The organism is Chromobacterium subtsugae (genome assembly GCF_001676875.1).
GTDB classification, from domain to species: domain Bacteria; phylum Pseudomonadota; class Gammaproteobacteria; order Burkholderiales; family Chromobacteriaceae; genus Chromobacterium; species Chromobacterium subtsugae.
The window spans coordinates 20077-37790 of record NZ_JYKA01000011.1; the positions used below are offsets into that span (position 1 = coordinate 20077).

The window sequence follows — 17714 nt, forward strand, 5'->3', positions numbered from 1 at the left end:
GTTCCACTCCTTAAGCCTCATCGGCTGCGTTATCAGGACAGATTGGGGAAGGTGTTGCGCACCAGCGCCCAAGCGTCCTCCATGTAGTAAAGAAATATGCCGGACAGAAACAGTATGAAAATCTTCCAGCCGTCTCCCGCCTGGGCAAAGCGGGCATCGCCGCTCTTGTACATCGCCCAGCCGGCCCTGCCCATCGCCGCCAAGCCCAGCAGCTGGCTGAGCGCGTACACCACCTGGCGTATCGCGTTGCCCGCCGCCAGCGCGTCTCCCGCCAGCAAGGTTTGATCAAACATCATTGTCCCCCGGCAAATGCATCATCAAGAAACAGCACGCCCACCAGTTCGCTTCTGCTCAGGATCACCTCCGACTTGTTGAATCTCGCCGCCGCGGCGGTCGCCACCTGCGCCACCGCCTCCACCGTTTTCCCGACCGCGTACTTGGCCGGCTGATCGATCTTGGGCACCGTCGTCACCGCCGCGCCGTTCACCACCGAGGTCTCGCCGCCGCTGGTCATCGCCGTGGCGTAGTTGCCCAGGAAGGCGCCGGCGGCGATCATGCCGAAGCGGTCGATATAGTGCCCCTTGACCGCGCTGGCCACCGCCTGGGAATTGGTTTCCTTGTCCACCAGCACCGCGTCCACCGGCACTACCCGGCCATCCGCCAGCCGCATCTTGTTCAGCTTCACCACCAGCGCGTCATAGCCCTCGGTGTAAGAACCGAACAGCTGCGCGTCGCGCTTGCCGCCGTCCTCCACGATCCGCACCATCACCGTGGTGCCGGTCTGGTAGGACGAGGTTTCATTCAGCGTCACCGCCGCCACCCGCTCGCCGATGGACGCCACCTTCCAGCCCCGCTGCGGCCGCGCGCCATCCGACGCGCCGCCATCGAAGCGGCCCGCCGCGGCCGCCGCGCCGCCGTACCAGTTGACCAGCTTGCGCTCCTGCTGCGGCGCGTCGCCGCGGCTCCGGTTGTTCTGGAACTTCTGCAGCCACGCGCTCTGCTTCTGCATGCCGGCGGCGTCCAGCAGCGGCTGCATGGACGGCATCTGCGGCACCGGCGGCATGCCGCCGCCGCCCGACGGCGCCGCGCCGGGATCTCCCCTGTCGTTCAGCGCGCCCACTTCGGCCACGTAAGCGCCGCCGCTGGCGATGGCCGCCTTCTGCCTGTCATCCCGCTGGCCATTGAGCAGGGCGTCCGCGGTGCCGTACAGAGCCGGCTGGCTGTGGTCGTCGGCCTGGGCCAGATTGCCGGCGTCGGCCGCGCCGGTATCGGCCATCTTGCCGGGCGTGCTGGCCATCGCGGTCTGATCCTGCCCTTCCGTCTTCGGCGCGCTGACCTTCTTGTAAACCAGCATCGCCGCGAAGAAGGCGATCGCCACGCCGCCGAACAGGATCAGCTTCATCTTGCTGGGGTCTTTGCCGGCGCCCTTGGGTTGGTTATTGAAATCGACCATATCGGGTTTATTGCTCATAGCTGCCCCAGCGGATCACGATGGCGCGGGAGGTGCCGCCCATGCCCGCCACCATCGAAGATGGCCGGTAATCGAATTCATAGGCCGAGCCGCCATCGTCGTCGCGCGTGCTGGTGCGGAAATTGCGGGGCGACAGCAGCGTGACGCCGGGGCGAACCTTGACGAAAACCCGGTTGTCCGACTGCCGTTTCCAGATCTTCACCGCGTCGCCGCCGTTATGCGGCACCGTCTGCATTTCCTCGCCGACGGTTTCCTTCAGCACCGCCATCAGCGCGCCGGACAACGGCGATTGGTACTCGTCGCCGCGATTGAGCGCGTCGCCGCCCATCCAGGTCAGCCGCAGGTCTGCGGCGAAATCCACCCGCTCGCCGCCTCTCGGATACAGCGAGCGCACCTTGATCACCACCGGCCGGAACGAACCGGCGGCGAACACCGTCAGCGAAGTCGAGCCCGAGCCCGAGGAATCGATCACGATCGCGTCCTTGGCCTCGCCGCCGGAGCCTGCCGGAGCCGGCGGCAGGCCTGCCGCCGCGCCGGCCAGCGACGCCGCCTGGGTTGCCACAGACGCCTGCGCGTCGCCGGGAATCGGGTGGATCGCGAGAAAGGCCATGCCCGGCACGCTGCCGGAAATCTTCAAGGGTTGGCCGGCGACGTCGGTCAGGCGGACCGTCACCGGATAGCCCACCGCCACCGTCAGATCCACCGTCCGCCCCGGGCGCACCGGGATGGTCCGCTGCTCGCCGGCCACCGGCGGCGAATCCTTCAGCTTTTCCACTTTTTCCACTTGGCGGCGGTACATGCGGATCTGGCCCGGATCGAATGGCACCGCCTCTTTCATCACCGAGCCGAATACCGGATCGGCCTCCATCGCCCTTTGCAGCGGATCGCGCGCCTGCGGCCTCGCCGCTTGCGGCGCGGCCGCCGCCGACGCCTGCATCGCCAGCCGGGGATCGTTGGCGCTGCCGGTATAAAACTGCCCGCCCGCCGCGTCGCCCGGCTGGGCCGCCGCGGCGGCCTGGGAAAGCAGGCAGGCCGCCATCAGGCGCATGCCCCTCTTAATCTGGCTTCTCACGCCCTTACCCTCTGTCCTTGGCCATGTAAAGAGCGAGAATCCGGTAGTCCTTCGTCCCGCCCACCGTCACCAGCCCCACCACCACCCTGAATTTCATCGAATTGTCCGTACGCTTGGTGCGGTTCAGATAACTGAGCGTGCCATTGGCTTCGAACTCCCAGGCCTCCACCCCGGCCTGCTGGCCTTTGCCCACCAGAATGGGCGAGCTGGTGAACTTCATATTGCTGATCAGCTCGTTATCCAGCACCGACTTGAAGGTTCCCGCCGCCTCCAGCTGGCTCTTGAAAGTCAGCCAGGAGTCTTCGGTGAAATACTTGCGCGACGCATCGGCGAAATGCGGCTCCAGTTCGGTCCAGTTGTAATTCAGCACCTGGGGCAAGGCATAGGCTATCCACTGCCCGGCCTGGCCTTCATTCAACACCGGGGTGTTGCTGGTCAGCAGCTGGTACTGGCGGCCATCCGGCGTCACCGCGGTGAACTGCGGCAACGGCGCTTCCTTGCGCGCCAGCGCCGCCAGCGCCACCGCCTCCAGCAGGCAGGCCGCGCCCAGGGCCAGAATGATCAGGGTTTTGCGGCGCGAATCATGGCGCAGATTTCCCGACTCACCCATGGTGTCCCTCAGCGCCCGGTCCACCTCTTGATCATTCAAATTCATCATCGACATCGAATTTTTCCAAATATGGTTCGATACAATATCTATCTTATCAAACATTTTAACCATGACGCCAGCAGAATGCCAACAAAAATTATGGCCGCTCGCCGCGGCCATCGGTTCAACCGGCATGCCGGCGCGTCATGCAGACGGCGCGCCGGCCCGTCCAGGCAAACTCAAACCGCCACCTCCAGCCCCGACACGCCAAGTCCGGCGCGGCCGCCCACCCGCACCTGCGTCGCGATGCGTTCCTTCAGCCCTTCGACATGGCTGATCACCCCTATCATCTTGCCGCCGGCGTTGAGCGCGTCCAGCGCGTCCAGCGCCACCTCCAGGGTTTCGCCGTCCAGCGTGCCGAAGCCCTCGTCCAGGAACAACGAGTCTATCGAGGTGCGGTGGCTGACCAGGTCGGACAAGGCCAGCGCCAGCGCCAGGCTCACCAGGAAACTCTCGCCGCCGGACAGGGTGCGGGTGTCGCGCGCGGCGTCGCCCTGCCAGGCGTCGACGATCTCCAGCTCCAGCTCGCCTCCCGGCCGGCGCCGCAGCAGATAGCGGCCGTGCAGCCTGGCCAGGTGGCGGTTGGCCAGACCCATCAAGTGGTCCAGCGTCAGCCCCTGGGCGAACTTGCGGTATTTGTCGCCCTTGGCCGAGCCTATCAGCCCGTCCAGCCGCTGCCACAGATCGGCCTCGGCCGCCTGCTCGGCTATCCGCTCGAGCAAGGCCCGCTGCCCTTGCCTGCGCTGCGCATCGTCGCGCAGCAGCGCCTCCAGCGCGCCCTGTTTTTGCGTCAAGGCCTGGCGCTGACCGTCCAGCGCCTGCCAACCGCTCTCCAGCGCCTCCAGATCGGCCCCGCCCAAATCCTGCTCCCGCAGCGACGCCAGCCGGCCGGCCGCCGCTTGCCGCACCGCCGCCGCCTGCGCCGACTCGCCCTCCAACCGGCTCCTGCGCGCCTGCAGGCGTTCGCGCTCGCCCTCCGGCAGCAAGGCCGCCAAAAAGGCCGCCGAATCGGCGAACGGGCTGGCCGCCAGCGCCGCCTGCCATTCGGCGTCCACCCGCTGCCGCAGCTCTCCCTGCCTGGCAAGGTCCGCTTCCAGCTGCGCCTTGCCGCCCTGCAAGCTGGCCAGTTCCCGATCCCACTCCTCCGCCCTGGCGCCGCAACGCGCCAGCGCGTCGGCATCGGCCAATGCGGCTTCCGCCCCGGCCGGCTCGGCCGCGCCCAGCGCCTGCCAGCGCGCGCGCCAGTCGGCGGCCTGAACCTCCGCCTGCTCGCGCACCGCCTGCTGCCGGCTCAGGCTTTCCGCCAGCTGCCGCAGGCTTTGCTGCGCATCCTGCCAGCTTTGCCAATCGGCCTGCCGCCGCTCCAGCCAGCCGGCATCCGCCTCCTCTCCGTCAAAGCCGGCGGCGGCGATGTCGGCATGCAGGCTGGCGGCCAACCCCGCGCATTGGCTTTGCAGTGCCTTGTCGCGCGCCTGCGCCTGCTCCGCCTCGCGCCGGGCGCCTTCCCGCGCTTGCAGCAGCAAGGCCAGCGCCGAGTCCGCCGCTTGCTTTTGCAAATCCTGCCGGCTGACGGCGGCGCTCGCCTGGGCATGGCTGGCCTCCGCGGCTTCAGCGGCTTGCAAGGCCTGGCGCAGCCGAGCTTCGGCCTGCTCCGCGTCCGCGCGGCGGCGGCGCGGCGCCTCCGGATCCGCCCAATCCGCCTCGCCCGCCCCGCATTCGGCCAGGCCGGCGCGCCACGCCTGCCGCGCCTCCTCCATGGCGGCGGCGGACTGCGCGGCGGACTGCCGCAGCCGCTCCCGGCCGGCTTGCAACGCCGCCAGTTCGGCCGCCGCCCGCTGGCCGTTTTCCGCCAACGTCTCCAGTTCCGCCTCCAGCGCCTGCAAGGCCGCTTCGCCGGCGGAAACGTCCAGCGCCTGGTAAGCCGCCACCGCCGGATGCTCCAGCGCGCCGCACAGCGGGCAGGCTTCGCCCGGCCGCAAAGCGGCCCGATGCGTCTCCAAACTGCGGATGCGCTGCTCCTGCGCCAGCAGCCGGCGCTTGTCGTCCACCCGCTCCTTCAGCTGGCGATAATCGCGGCGCAGCGCCTCCACCAGTCCGCCTTGCCTCTCCAGCCGGCGCGCGGCTTCGGCCAACTCGGCTTCCAGATCGCGCGCGGCGGCGGCGGCCTGCCGCAGCCCCGCCGCCTGGCCATCCAGTTGCCGCCATGCCAAGGCCTCGCGCTGGCTGCGCTGCCAATCGCCGCGCAATCGGTCCAGCGAGTTCCCCGCCAACAAGGCATCGCGCTCGCGGCCGCCGGCTTCCTGCGCTTGCCGCGCCTGGCGCAGCGCCTGCTCCGCCTCGTCCAGCGCCGTCCGTTGCCGCTCGATCTCGCCGTCTCTTTGCGCCAGGCCGCTCATCAGCGCGGCCCATCCCCGCTCCTCTTCCTGCCGCTGCCGCCTCAGTTGCGCCAGCTGGGCGAACTGGCTGCGCCAGCCGGCCAGCCGCTCGCCCAAGCGGGCATAACGGCCATGTTGCCCGCTCCAGTCATCCAGCTGCCGCTTGCGCTCGCTCAATTCCCGGCCGCGGCGCGCCTCTTCGGCCGCCAGCGCGGCCGCTGTCGCCTGGGCCCGCCAATGCTCGGCCGCCTGCTCCGCTCGGCACGCGTCCAATCGTTCCCCAGCCTCATTCAATGCCTGTCTCGCGCCGCCCAGCAGCTCATCCGCCCGCAGTCGCGCCTGATAAACCGGCGCGATCGCCGCGGCCGGTTCGCCCGCGCGCAGCGCCTCCAGCTCCGGCTCGGCCAGGCGGATGGCTTCCATCGCGGCTTGCGCCGCCTGCGCGGCGGCGGCCTCCTCATGTTCAGCTTGCCGCAGTTCGTGCCGCCACTGGCGCTGGCGCCGCAAAGTTTCCAGCTCGGCCAGCAATGCCGACGCCTGCGCCGCCAGTGCGGCCTGCTCGTCCCGCATCCGCGCCGCCTGCTCGTCGCCCAGCAGCTCCACGCCGTCGGCGCGGGCCTTGAGCTGGGCCAGCTCCTGACGGACATCGCGCGCGCGTTCGAACACCCGCTGCGAGATCTGGCCGTAGATGTCGGTGCCGGTCAGCTCCTCCAGCAACTCCGCCCTTTCGTTGGCGCTGGCGTTGAGAAAGGCGGCGAATCCGCCTTGCGCCAGCATCATCGACTTGGTGAAACGGGCGAAATCCAGACCGGTGATTTCCTCCACCCGCCTGAGCTTTTCATGGCTCTGACTGGCCAAGATGGCGCCGTCGCCGTCGGCCAGCTCCACCTTGGGCGCCTGCAAGGCCCCGTCGGCCTTGTCGCGCGCCCGGCGCTGGCTCCAGAAGGCCCGGTAGGCGCGGCCCTTCACCTCGAACTCCACTTCCGCCAGGCAATCGGCGGTGTGGCGGGTCATGATTTCGTTGGACGAGGCGGAAATGGCGTCCAGCCGCGGCGTCTTGTGGTACAGCGCCAGGCAGATGGCGTCCAGCAATGTGGACTTGCCGGCGCCGGTGGGGCCGGTGATGGCGAACAGGCCGTTGTCCTTGAACGGCGCGCGGGTGAAGTCGAGCTTCCACTCGCCTTTCAATGAATTGAGGTTCTTCAGCCGCAGGGTCAGGATTTTCATGCTTCGCCCTCGCGCAGGCTCTCGACGACGCTGCGGTAGCGCGTCTCCAGGCCCCGCTGCAGCTCATCGTCGATATCCTCCAGCGCCAGCCGCCTGGCGAACACCTCGAACGGCGTCAACTCATCCAGCGTTTCGCTGGCCTGAGCCTGCAGCGCCGCCGCCGCGTCGCCGCGCTCGCGACGGATGCGCAGCACCTCCAGCGGCAGGCCCTCCGTCATCTGCTGGATGCGCGCCGGCAGATCGGCCACGTAGTCGTCGCCCCGCACCACCACTTCCAGCCACAGCGGCAGGCCGGCGTCTGCCTGGCGCGCGGCCGCCGGGATGGCTTCGGCCAAGCGCGCCAGGTCGCCCTTCAGCGACAGCAGCGGCTGGAAGATCGGCACCGGCAGCGGCGTGACGCTGCGCAGGCCGGCGTCGTCCAGCTCCACCAGCAGTACTTCCTTTTGCTGGCCGGCTTCGTCGAAGCTCAGCGCGATCGGCGAGCCGCAATAGCGGATGTGCTCCAGCCCGCCCACCTTTTGCGGCCGGTGGATATGGCCCAGCGCGATGTAGTCGGCCGGCGGAAACGCGCTGGTGGGAAAGGCTTCCAGCGCGCCGACGTAGATTTCGCGCACCGATTCGCTGGCGCTGGCGCCGACGGTGGTCAGGTGGCCGGTGGCCACGATGGGCAGCGCCAGCCCCAGCTCTTCGCGCCGGGCGCAGGCCAGCCGGTATAGCCGCTGGTAATGATCATGAATGGCTTGCCGCAGCGATAGCTGCTTTTCCTCGGCGCTTTGTCCGGCCTGGCTTTGCAGCACATCGCGCGGGCGGATGAAGGGCACCGCGCAGACAATGGCCCCGGGCTGGCCGTCGCGCCGGCGCAGCAGCCGCACCTGATCGGCGGGATCGTCCTCCACCGCGGGCACCACCGTGGCGGACAGATAGGACAGCAAGGGCCGGCTTTCACCCAGCGTCGCCGCCGAGTCATGGTTGCCGCCAAGCAGCAGCAGCTGGACGCCGGCATCATGCAACGCCACCACCAGCTGGTTGTAAAGTTCGCGCGCGTAGCTGGGCGGCGCGCCGGTGTCGAAGATGTCGCCGGCGACGATCAGCGCGTCCGCCTGATGCCGGCCGATCTGTTCGACCAGCCAGGCGATGAAGGCCTGGTGCTCCGCCTGGCGGGTTTTGCCGATGAAATGCTGGCCCAGGTGCCAGTCGGAAGTGTGGAGGATGCGCATGGCGGGGAAAGAGGAAAACGGATGGCAGGCATTGTAGCAGCCCGGCCGTCACCGCTGCGGCTTGAGCGCCATCAGGAAATACCGCGCCAACAGCGGCTCGTCCCGGCCGCCGCGCTTGGCGAAAAACACGCGGCAGGCCATGCCGAAACCGGTGCCCGCCATCAGCGTGGCGGACAGTGCGAGGTTGTGACGATCAAAAGCTGTTCATGACGCCGGTTTCCCTTGATTTCCCAACCCCAGCGGCTCTGAAATTTCTGTCGAAAGAGAAATGAATTGAGTGTGAGGAGCCGGCCCATCGGCCGGCTCCATCGCGTCAATGCGTGTCCGCCGTCCTCGCCGCCGGCGGCTCAGCCAGCCCGGTGACCGACACCGCGGCGGTCCGCAACAGGCGCTGTTTCAAGTTTGCCAGATAGTCCGCCCGCCCTTGGCGCAGGATGTAGTCGCGGTAGTTGTCGCGCTTGAGGTCTTCCCAGGCTTGCTCTCTCGCGCGGCGGGAATGCGTTTCGGCCGCGGCGGCCAGCTCATCGGTGATCGGCAGCTGGGCCGGCGTCAGCATCGGGTAGCCGTAGCGTTCCATATAGTCGCGGCAGGCGGTTTCTATGATCTCGATCTCGCGCAGCGACAGCTGCTGCCGGAACTTGTCGGCATGCGCGACGATGGGAGGGAAGTGGTTCGACGACCACAGCGCCGACAGCTGAGAAATCTGCGCCGCCTCGGCCGAGCTGCGGATGTCCAGCATCTGCGGCAAAAAGGCGATGCCGAAGAAGTCGCACACCTGGCGCAGGATGGTCTGCTGGTCGGCCAGGAAGTCCTCGTAGCGTATCGTCAGCACCTTGTCCGGGTGGTTGGCCAGCAGGCGGTCCGCCGCCTGGTAGGCGGCCAGCCAGGTGCGCACATTCAGCGCGGTGTCGAAATCGTGGATGATGGCGCGGTTGACCGAAGCCACCTGGGCGCGCGGGTCGCGCACCACGTTGAGGAAGCGCATGTTAGGAAACAGCGCCAATAATTCGTCGGCGTAGCGGACGCTGTCCAGCGATTTGTCCATCACCACCCGCGCCTGATTGTGCTCCCCCGCCCGCAGCAGCAGCTCCCACACCACCTGGTGCACGCTGCGCGGCCTGTCGCCTATCGCTTCGAAGATCTCCACCGGGTCGAAAGCCATGCCCGGCCATTTGACCATGCTCGCCGCCTGCAGGCCCACCACATCGACGATCAGCTGGAAATAAGCCCTGTCGTCCGCCAGGTCACCGTACAAAGGCAGCAGCGGCATGAAATCGACGATGTGCAGCGGGTAGGGCGAATAGAATTCCCGGCTGAAGTTAAGCCGCAGCCGCAGCGCGTGGCTGCCGCAGCGGCGCAACGGAATCATCAGGACCGGCAGAGGCCGGCCGGCGTCAGATGTGATATTCATGATCGTGCCTTTCCTCGGCCGCCAGCGGGCTGCAACAGTGCAGAACCATGCGGAACAGCATGTCGACCGACTCATCCAGCCGCAGCGCGCCGGTATCCAGCGCCAGCGCCGGCCTGGGCGGCGCTTCGTACGGAGCGGAAATGCCGGTGAAGTGGTGGATCTCGCCTGCCCTGGCCTTGGCGTACAGGCCCTTGCAATCCCGCTGCTCGCACACAGCCAGCGAGGTGCTGACGTAAACCTCGGCGAACTTGCCTTCGCCGATGATGCCCCGCGCCGTTTCGCGGTCGCGCAGCAGCGGCGAAATGCAGGCGCATACCACGATCAGCCCGGCGTCGTTCATCAGCCGCGCCACTTCAGCCACCCGGCGGATGTTTTCCTGCCGGTCCTCCGCGCTGAAACCCAGGTTGCGGTTGAGGCCGTGGCGCAGGTTGTCGCCATCCAGCACCACCGCGGAATACCCGCCGCGGACCAGCCGGGCTTCCAGTTCGTAAGCGATGGTGGACTTGCCGGCGCCGCTCAGGCCGGTAAGCCAGATGGTGAGCGCGCGGTGGCCGAACAGCTGCTGGCGGTCTACCAGCCTGATGCGGCCGCCGGTTTTGAAAATATTGGCGGGAAGCCCGGTTTGCGTGGGCGCGGTGTCCATCGGCATGTCCTTCCCGTGATTGAATGCAGCCAGCCGGGAAGGACAAGCGCTTTGCAGCAATCACGCACTAGATAGTTTGGTAATAGTGCGAAATAACTGGTTAGAACTGACCAAAAGAACAGGGACAGTATTTGTACGGATCATTAAGAGCATATTGAAGATGAACCGCTCATTCAAATGGCTTATCTTGCACACCCTCGCCGCGCCGCCTCTGCCGGCTCAAAAGCGGACGCCGGCGCTGAGCATCGCCAGGCTGCGGTCGGACAAGACGTTGTAGCTGCCGCCCCCGGTAGCCAGGTACAGCAACTCGAAAACATAACGTTTGCGGTATTCGCCCTGCAGCCGCCACAACGCGCTGCGCCGCCCCTCCATGAACTGACCGTCCTGCGAATAGCCTTTCGGGTCGTAGCCCAACACCAGCGACGGCGTCAGGTCCAGCCCCGGCGCGACGCCGGCATAACGCTCTGCCAGCTTGGCGCGCAGGCCCCAGGCCACCGAGGTGACGAAGCCATCCAGCGCGCAGCTTGGCCCGCCGCCGCCGCAGAACGGGCTGGCGGCGCTGGGCGCCGGACCGAAACCCACCCGGCCGTAGCGCATCGTGTACGGGTCCGGCAGGCCGGCCAGGTATTTGACGCCAGCCTCGCCCGACAGGCGGGCTTCGCCCCCCAACCATCTGCCCAACGGCTGCTGGACGCCCAGCGACAACTGGCTGCTGCGGAAAGTGTCGTAGCCGCGCGCCAGATAGCCGGTGGGCGTGTGCGCCAGATAGCCCAGCGGCCCGGCGCCGGTCTGCACGCCGTACAGGAAGTCGGCGCCGTTCCATGCCACTGGCTGGTTCGGCCGGTAGCTTAGCTCGCCGTAGATGCCGGTTCCGCCCGGCAGCCGCGTCTTGAAATTGACGCCGAACATATGGATGTTGTCCGGATAGCTGCGGCGGAATTGCCCGGCGATGCCGACCGGCGCGGCCCGCCCCTGATTGGCCGCCGCCGGCAGCAACACGCCGGGGCCGGTGCGCAGCATCTGGTTGAAGCTCATCGGGCTGGTCTGATTGGAATAGAACAGCCCCAGCAAGCCCACGCCTTCGAACAGATAGTTGAGGCTGGCGCCGAATTCGCCGCCATAGGGCTTGTCGTCCGGCGCGCGCTGGATGTAGTCGAGCGGATTGGCGGCCGACTGCTGGTCGCTGGTGGCGATATTGCTATGCGACAGGATGCTCAGCAGGCTGCCGTTCAAGGTCAGCTTGTCGCAGCCGGGCTGCGCGTAGTCGCTGCCGGAATAGAATGTGCCGCAGGCCGGATAGGCGTTGGGTTCGAATTTGAACTGGTAGTAGCCGTCCAGCGTCAGACGCGGGGTGGCCTCCAGCTTGGCGTACAGCGCCGGCGCCGGCACATTGGCCATTTCCGGGATGGTGCCGGCGCGGCCCAGCGCGTTGAAATCCAGCGCGTTCACCTGCTGGATGCCGCCGAGGAAGGTGGTGGGCGTGATCCACGGAATCACCTGTTGCCCCAAGCGCACCGACAACGTCGACTGCCCCAGAGGGTAGCGGCCGTAAACATAGGCATCGTCCAGCACCACGCCGCTGAAACGGCCCAATGCGGTGAAGCGGCTATCGTCCAGCGGCGCGCCGGGCGCATAGCCGTTGGGAGAATGGCCGTGCGGAACCGCGCCATGACTCAGGCCGTAGTCGTACCAGGCCTTGGCGCTGACAAACAGGCCGGCGTCGCGGTAGCGCAGGTCGCCTTGCAGATAGCCCTGCCAGGATTCGGACACCAGGCCGCCGCGGCGGTAGTTGAGGTCGCCGTCGTTCAGGGTATCCATCATATTGGCGTGGCTGACATAGGCCGGATCGGGATTGCCCGTCCGGTAGACGCTGCCGGCCGACATCGCCCCCTTCACTTCCAGGCTGGCCGCCCCCCAATCAAAGCGGCTGCCTTCCCCCAGCCCTGACGGTAAAGTGCTCATCGTGATCTCACCGGCGTGGACAGCGCCCGCCAGCAACGCTGCCGCCATGGGACAGCATGCGCGCATCCTCATCATCCGCATCGCTCCTCGCTTATTATCGTTCTGGCGGCGCCGGACGCCGGCGCCGCGCGTCAGCCGGCTATTTCAGGTAGGCCTCGGCCAGCTTCACCCAATAGCTGGCGCCCAGGCTGAGGATGTCGTCGTTGAAGTCGTAACCCGGGTTGTGGATCATGCAGCCGCCCTTGCTGCCGACGCCGTTGCCCAGCACCACGTAGCAGCCCGGCACCTTTTCCAGCATCCAGGAAAAGTCGTCGCCGCCCATCGCGCCGGCCGGCAGCGGCACGATGCCCTGCGGCCCCACCATGCCCTCCGCCACCTCGCGCGCGATGCGGGTTTCCTCCGGCGTGTTCACCAGCACCCGCGTCACCGGTTTCCACTCGATGCGCGCCTCCACTCCATAGCTTTGCGCCTGCAGCGTCACCAGTTCGCGCAGCCTGCCCTCGATCTGGCGCTGGATGGCGGAGCTGTAGGCGCGCACCGTCAACTCCAGTTGCGCGCAATCGGGAATCACATTGCTGGCGCTGCCGGCATGCGCCGAACCGACCGTCACCACCGCCGGCTGGTCCGGCGCCAGATTGCGCGAGACTATGGTTTGCAAGGACAGGATGATGGATGCCATCGCCACGATGGGATCGACGCAGGTGTGCGGCATGCCGCCGTGTCCGCCCTTGCCGGTGAGGGTGATGGACACGATGTCGGCGGACGCGGCCAGCACGCCCGGTTGCACGATGAAGCTGCCCACCGGCAAAGTGGGGCCGTTATGCATGGCGAACACCGCGTCGCAGGGGAAGCGTTCGAACAAGCCTTCCGCCATCATCCGCGCCGCGCCGCCCTGCCCCTCTTCGGCCGGCTGGAAAATCAGGTTGAGCGTGCCGTCGAAACCGCGGCTCTCGGCCAGATGGCGCGCCGCCGCCAGCAACATCGCGGTGTGGCCGTCGTGGCCGCAGGCGTGCATCTTGCCCGGCAGCTTGCTGGCGTAAGGCAGGCCGGTTTCCTCGTGTATGGGCAAGGCGTCCATGTCGGCGCGGATGCCCAGGCTGCGCGCGCCGCTGCCGCAGCGCAGCTGTCCCACCACGCCGGTGCCGCCCAGGCCGGCGGTCACCCGGTAGCCCCAGGCTTTCAGCGATTCCGCCACCAGCTTGCTGGTGGCCTCCTCCTCGAAGCCCAGCTCCGGATGGGCATGGATGCTGCGGCGGATGGCGATGAACTGTTCTTCGTGCTGCACGATGGCGGGAATGACCCCCGGCAGTTTGGACATGTCTTCTCTCCGTTTCCATCAGGTGGGAAAGGCGGCGCCGGCAGAAGAAGATGCCGGCCACGCGCGGCGCCGCTCCGACACCAGTCTATGAACGGAGCAAGCATGAGGAAGGGGGGAAAATGGCCATTCAGCGGGCTGATATCGCCAGCCTGCCGAACTGCGGAGCTTGACGGCGGGCGCCGCCTCAAATCTGCATAAAGAATAAATAAATCAGAATCAACATGCCAACAGGCTTGAATTTGCGCGCCGCTTTCGCCAAGGTTAAAGCGGATATCGCCAAGGTTGCCCCGGATGAACACCTGCATAGACCTGCTTTGCCTGCCCAACTGCCTGAGCGGAACCTTGTTTTCCGCCATCGACGCGCTGCAGGCGGCCAATAAACTGTGGCATCTGCGCCACCCGCGGCAGAAATCGCCGCGCTTCCAATGGCGGTTGCTGGACGCAAGCGGCGATCCGCTGCCGCCGCCGCCCTGGCTCAACGCGCCGACGCCCGCCGCGCCGGCCAGCGGACAATCGGCGCTGCTGGTGCCGGGCCTCGACATGGACAGCGTCCCCCATCTGAAACAGCAGCTGGAGCAATGCGGCCCGGCGCTGCGGCTGATCGCCCGCCGCCACGCCGCCGGCGATGTCATCGCCGCCAATTACAACGGCGCCGCCATGCTGGCCCGCGCCGGCATTCTGGACGAGCGCAACGCCACCATCACCTGGCTGATCGCCGGCTGGTTCTCCGGCCAGCATCCGCGGGTGCGGTTGCTGATGGACCGGCCGGTCAGCGTGGACGGCAACATCTTGTGCAGCGGCGCGCCGGCGTCGGCCACCGATCTGGCGCTGGCGCTGGTGCGCCATTTCGCCGGCGACGAGCTGGCGCAAAGCTGCGGCAATGGCCTGCTGTACCAGGCGGCCCGTTTCGAGCAGTCCGGCCAGACCCTGCCCCTGCTCAATACACCTACCCGCGACAGCGCGGTATTCAAAGCGCGCCGCTGGCTGGAGCAGCACGTGACCGAGCCCTACCGGCTGGACCAGGTGGCCGAAGCCGCCGCGGTGAGCAGCCGCACCCTGCTGCGCCACTTCCGCGAAGTGGCCGACATGACGCCGCTGCAATACCTGCAGCAATTGCGGGTGGAAAGGGCCAAGCTGCTGCTGGAAGTCACCACCGTCGATTTGTCCGGCATCGTCGAGCAGTGCGGCTACGAGGACGCCGCCTCCTTCCGCCGGCTGTTCCGCCGCCAGACCGGCCTTACCCCCACCGCCTACCGCCGCGCCCATTCTTTGCGCGCCTCCCGGCGCTGGTGGCGGGCGGGAGACGACATTCCCGCCGCCGCGCCGGGCCCGCTCACGGCGTGACGCGCATATAAGGCGTAGTGGTCAAGGTGGCGGAAATCGCGCAGCCGCCAGTCAGCGGCGCCGCCGCCAGGCCTATCGTGGTGTCGCTGCCGCTGTCAGTTATCGTCCCGGCTATCCGGCTGGGCCCGCATTGTCCGCCCAGGATCGGCGTGTTCACGTTCACCATCACCCCGTCTATGGCCAACTGGTTCTGCGCCGTCACTCGGCCCACCCAGGGCGCGGACGCGGTGGCGCTGGCCTTGATCATCCGGCACACCGGAATGCCCTTGAAGGCGGCGCTGGTGATCAGGATATTGCCGGCGCCGTCCACCGTGCCGCTGAACACGGCGCTGCAGTCGACATCCACCTCGCCCTTGCTAACCGTGGCCGGCCCCACCGCGGAAAACGGAATGGCTGCCCCGCCCGCGCCCGGCGGCGTGATCGTCGCCGCGCCCGCCGCCGAAGACATCATCCACGCCAGCGCGCACGCGCCGGCCATCGCAAGCTTGTTCATTGTGTTCATCGAAATTTTCCGTCTTGTTTGGTTTGGAATGCGGCCCGGAGCGCCAGGCCGCGGGCGAAAGATTAAAATGCCAACAACATGGTAGATTTGACCCAGATCAGCAGCGCCTGCGCCGCTAGTTCGCGCCTGCCTGTTGGGCCAGTTGGCGCCGCCGGCTTGACATTACGGCTGGACACCAGACATGATGAAGACATGAAAACCTGCCGATTCCACCGCCACCACCATCACGGCCTGCCCCAGGGCGCCGGGGCGCCGGGGCGGCGCGCGGTCGTCGGGAGGAAAGCGCGAGCTGACCCATCCGTCAGCCGCAAACCGCACAGGCGCCGCAAGGCGCCTTTTTTATCGCCCGCGCGCAAGACGCGCTGAAAGGAAACACCATGACCATGATCCGAGGCACCCGCATCGTCGCCGGCCGCGAGGCCGCCCTTCTGCGCCAATTGGAAAACCGCTTCCGGGGCTGGCTTCATTGACGCCGGCGCCGACGAAGCCATCCTGCCCGCGCTGTGGGGACAGGACACCTTTGTCGCAAAGGCCGGCGGCAGCGAAATTCTCGAACAGATGTGGGCATTCCCCGACCGCAAGGGCCGCGCCTGCTGCCTGATCCCGGAAGCCACCGCGCTGTTTCAGGAGAAAAACCGGGAATTTCTCAACGGCCGGCGCGAGGCCAGTTTCTTCTACGTCGCGCGCTGCTATCGCTATGAAAGGCCGCAAGCCGGGCGCTACCGCGAATTCACCCAACTGGGCTTCGAATGCCTGGGGCCGGACCCGGCCGCCGCGCGGGAGCGCAGCCTGGCGCTATGCCGCTGCTTTCTGGATGGACTGGGGCTGCGCTATCAGCTGGACGCTTCGGCGCGACGCGGGCTTAGCTACTACCTGGGCGGGGAAGGCTTCGAAATGCGCGTGCCGGAGTTGGGGGCGCAAAAACAGGTAGTCGGCGGCGGCGCGTACCGCGAAGGCGCCGGCTTCGGCATAGGGCTGGAGCGGCTGGCGCTCGCGCTGGCGGCGCAGACATCCAGCCGTGACGGCGTAAAAAAGGCCGGGCGTCTGCCCGGCCTTGCGATGCCTGCTCAGGCTCAGACGCCGGTGCCGCCGACCGTCAGGCCGCCGTCGATGCGCAGCGTCGGCTGGCCCACGCCCACCGGCACGCTCTGGCCTTCCTTGCCGCACACGCCCACACCCTGGTCCAAGGCCAGGTCATTGCCTATCATCGACACGTAGTTCAGCACTTCCGGGCCGCTGCCGATCAGCGTGGCGCCCTTGACCGGATAGGTGAGCTTGCCGTTTTCGATGCGCCAGGCTTCCGACGCCGAGAACACGAACTTGCCGCTGGTGATGTCCACCTGGCCGCCGCCGAAATTCACCGCGTACAGGCCATCCTTGACTGAAGAGATGATTTCCTGCGGATCGCGCTCGCCGGCCAGCATATAAGTGTTGGTCATCCGCGGCATCGGAATGCTGGCGTAGGACTCGCGCCGGCCGTTGCCGGTGGAGGCCTCGCCCATCAACCGCGAATTGAGCGCGTCCTGCATATAGCCCTTGAGGATGCCGTCCTCGATCAACACCGTGCGCTGGGTGGGGTTGCCCTCATCGTCGATGGCCAGCGCGCCGCGGCGGCCGCCCATCACGCCGTCGTCCACCACGGTGACGCCGGAGGCGGCGACGCGCTGCCCCACCATGCCGCTGAAGGCCGACGTGCCCTTGCGGTTGAAGTCGCCCTCCAGGCCATGGCCGATGGCCTCGTGCAGCAGCACGCCGGGCCAGCCCGGCCCCAGCACCACGGTCATCTGGCCTGCAGGCGCCGGGCGCGATTCCAGGTTGACCAACGCCTGCTTCACCGCTTCGCGCACATAGCGCTCCACCACCGCGTCGTCGAAATAGTTGAGGTCGAAGCGGCCGCCGCCGCCGGACGAGCCCTGTTCGCGCCGGCCGTTCTGTTCGGCGATCACCATCACCGACACCCGCACCAGCGGACGCACGTCGGCGGCGCGCACGCCGTCATGGCGGGCGACGTAGACCACGTCGTATTCGGTGGCGAGGCCGGCCATCACCTGGATCACGCGCGGGTCCATCGCCTTGGCCAGGCGTTCCACCTTTTCCAGCAAGGCCACCTTGCCGGCGGCCTCCATGCTGTGGCAAGGGTCGATCGATGGATACAGCGATTGCGGCTTGCGCTTCTCCACCGCGCCGGCGCTGCCGTCGCCGCCGGTCCGGCCGATGGCGCGCACCGCCTCGGCGGCGCGGGTCAGCGCGTCCTGGCTGATGGCGTCGGAGTAGGCGAAAGCCGTCTTCTCGCCGGACACCGCCCGCACGCCCACGCCCTGGTCGATGCTGAAGCTGCCCGACTTGACGATGCCCTCCTCCAGGTGCCAACCCTCGTTGCGGGTGTACTGGAAATACAGGTCGGCGTAGTCGATATCGTGGCGGCGCATATGCGCCAGGGTCTGCTCGATGGCGGACTCGTCCAGGCCGTAAGGCTTGAGCAGCAATTCATCTGCGGCGGTGAAGGCATCTTGCATCGGTATT

Annotated in this window: 13 protein-coding genes and 1 pseudogene; 2 read left to right on the plus strand and 12 right to left on the minus strand. The window is 67.4% G+C overall.

What is annotated here, in order from left to right:
- Nucleotides 1-32: 32 nt before the first annotated feature.
- The 10 genes from MY55_RS14265 to MY55_RS14310 all read right to left on the minus strand — a co-directional run bounded on the left by MY55_RS14265 (nt 33) and on the right by MY55_RS14310 (nt 13345).
- Nucleotides 33-293: a hypothetical protein gene (locus MY55_RS14265; protein WP_146008482.1), complete on the minus strand. Its 261-nt coding sequence runs from the start codon at nt 291-293 to the stop codon at nt 33-35.
- Nucleotides 293-1471 (minus strand): TraB/TrbI/VirB10 family type IV secretion system protein, encoded by a 1179-nt coding sequence (locus MY55_RS14270; RefSeq protein ID WP_157889326.1) that lies wholly within the window; start codon nt 1469-1471, stop codon nt 293-295. The genes MY55_RS14265 and MY55_RS14270 overlap by 1 nt, the downstream gene beginning before the upstream one ends.
- Nucleotides 1461-2543 (minus strand): DotH/IcmK family type IV secretion protein, encoded by a 1083-nt coding sequence (locus tag MY55_RS14275; protein ID WP_155419371.1) that lies wholly within the window; start codon nt 2541-2543, stop codon nt 1461-1463. The genes MY55_RS14270 and MY55_RS14275 overlap by 11 nt, the downstream gene beginning before the upstream one ends.
- 4 nt (nt 2544-2547) lie before the next feature.
- Nucleotides 2548-3207 (minus strand): DotI/IcmL family type IV secretion protein, encoded by a 660-nt coding sequence (locus tag MY55_RS14280; protein ID WP_043580126.1) that lies wholly within the window; start codon nt 3205-3207, stop codon nt 2548-2550.
- A 164-nt stretch (nt 3208-3371) separates the two neighbouring features.
- Entirely contained in the window at nt 3372-6794 is a 3423-nt protein-coding gene (locus tag MY55_RS14285) for an AAA family ATPase (RefSeq protein WP_065202579.1), read from the minus strand.
- On the minus strand, nt 6791-8011 hold the full coding sequence (gene sbcD / locus MY55_RS14290; RefSeq protein WP_065202580.1) for an exonuclease subunit SbcD: 1221 nt from the start codon (nt 8009-8011) through the stop codon (nt 6791-6793). The genes MY55_RS14285 and sbcD overlap by 4 nt, the downstream gene beginning before the upstream one ends.
- Nucleotides 8012-8324: 313 nt before the next feature.
- Complete coding sequence (locus MY55_RS14295) at nt 8325-9422, minus strand: sulfotransferase family protein (RefSeq protein WP_047237766.1); 1098 nt, start codon at nt 9420-9422, stop codon at nt 8325-8327.
- Nucleotides 9406-10065 carry an adenylyl-sulfate kinase gene (gene cysC / locus MY55_RS14300; RefSeq protein ID WP_047237768.1) on the minus strand — a complete coding sequence of 220 codons (660 nt, stop codon included), beginning with the start codon at nt 10063-10065 and terminating at the stop codon, nt 9406-9408. Before cysC ends, MY55_RS14295 begins: the two co-directional genes overlap by 17 nt.
- 219 nt (nt 10066-10284) lie before the next feature.
- The gene (locus MY55_RS14305; RefSeq protein WP_341864709.1) at nt 10285-12108 is read right to left on the minus strand and encodes a DUF1302 domain-containing protein; all 1824 of its coding nucleotides are present in this window, start codon (nt 12106-12108) and stop codon (nt 10285-10287) included.
- Between the two features lie 58 nt (nt 12109-12166).
- Nucleotides 12167-13345 (minus strand): M20 aminoacylase family protein, encoded by a 1179-nt coding sequence (locus MY55_RS14310; protein ID WP_047237308.1) that lies wholly within the window; start codon nt 13343-13345, stop codon nt 12167-12169.
- A 291-nt stretch (nt 13346-13636) separates the two neighbouring features.
- On the opposite strand from MY55_RS14310, the gene MY55_RS14315 reads away from it, so the two are divergent.
- Nucleotides 13637-14689, plus strand: a complete 1053-nt coding sequence (locus tag MY55_RS14315; RefSeq protein ID WP_065202581.1) for a GlxA family transcriptional regulator — start codon at nt 13637-13639, stop codon at nt 14687-14689.
- Here the strand turns inward: MY55_RS14315 and MY55_RS14320 are convergent.
- The gene (locus tag MY55_RS14320) at nt 14679-15191 is read right to left on the minus strand and encodes an activator protein (RefSeq protein ID WP_157889327.1); all 513 of its coding nucleotides are present in this window, start codon (nt 15189-15191) and stop codon (nt 14679-14681) included. The genes MY55_RS14315 and MY55_RS14320 overlap by 11 nt on opposite strands.
- A gap of 501 nt (nt 15192-15692) precedes the next feature.
- On the opposite strand from MY55_RS14320, the pseudogene MY55_RS24275 reads away from it, so the two are divergent.
- Nucleotides 15693-15992, plus strand: a pseudogene (locus MY55_RS24275) (ATP phosphoribosyltransferase regulatory subunit); the annotation flags it as partial.
- A 272-nt stretch (nt 15993-16264) separates the two neighbouring features.
- On the opposite strand, the gene tldD reads toward MY55_RS24275, so the two are convergent.
- Complete coding sequence (gene tldD / locus MY55_RS14325) at nt 16265-17707, minus strand: metalloprotease TldD (protein ID WP_047237312.1); 1443 nt, start codon at nt 17705-17707, stop codon at nt 16265-16267.
- Nucleotides 17708-17714: the final 7 nt, after the last annotated feature.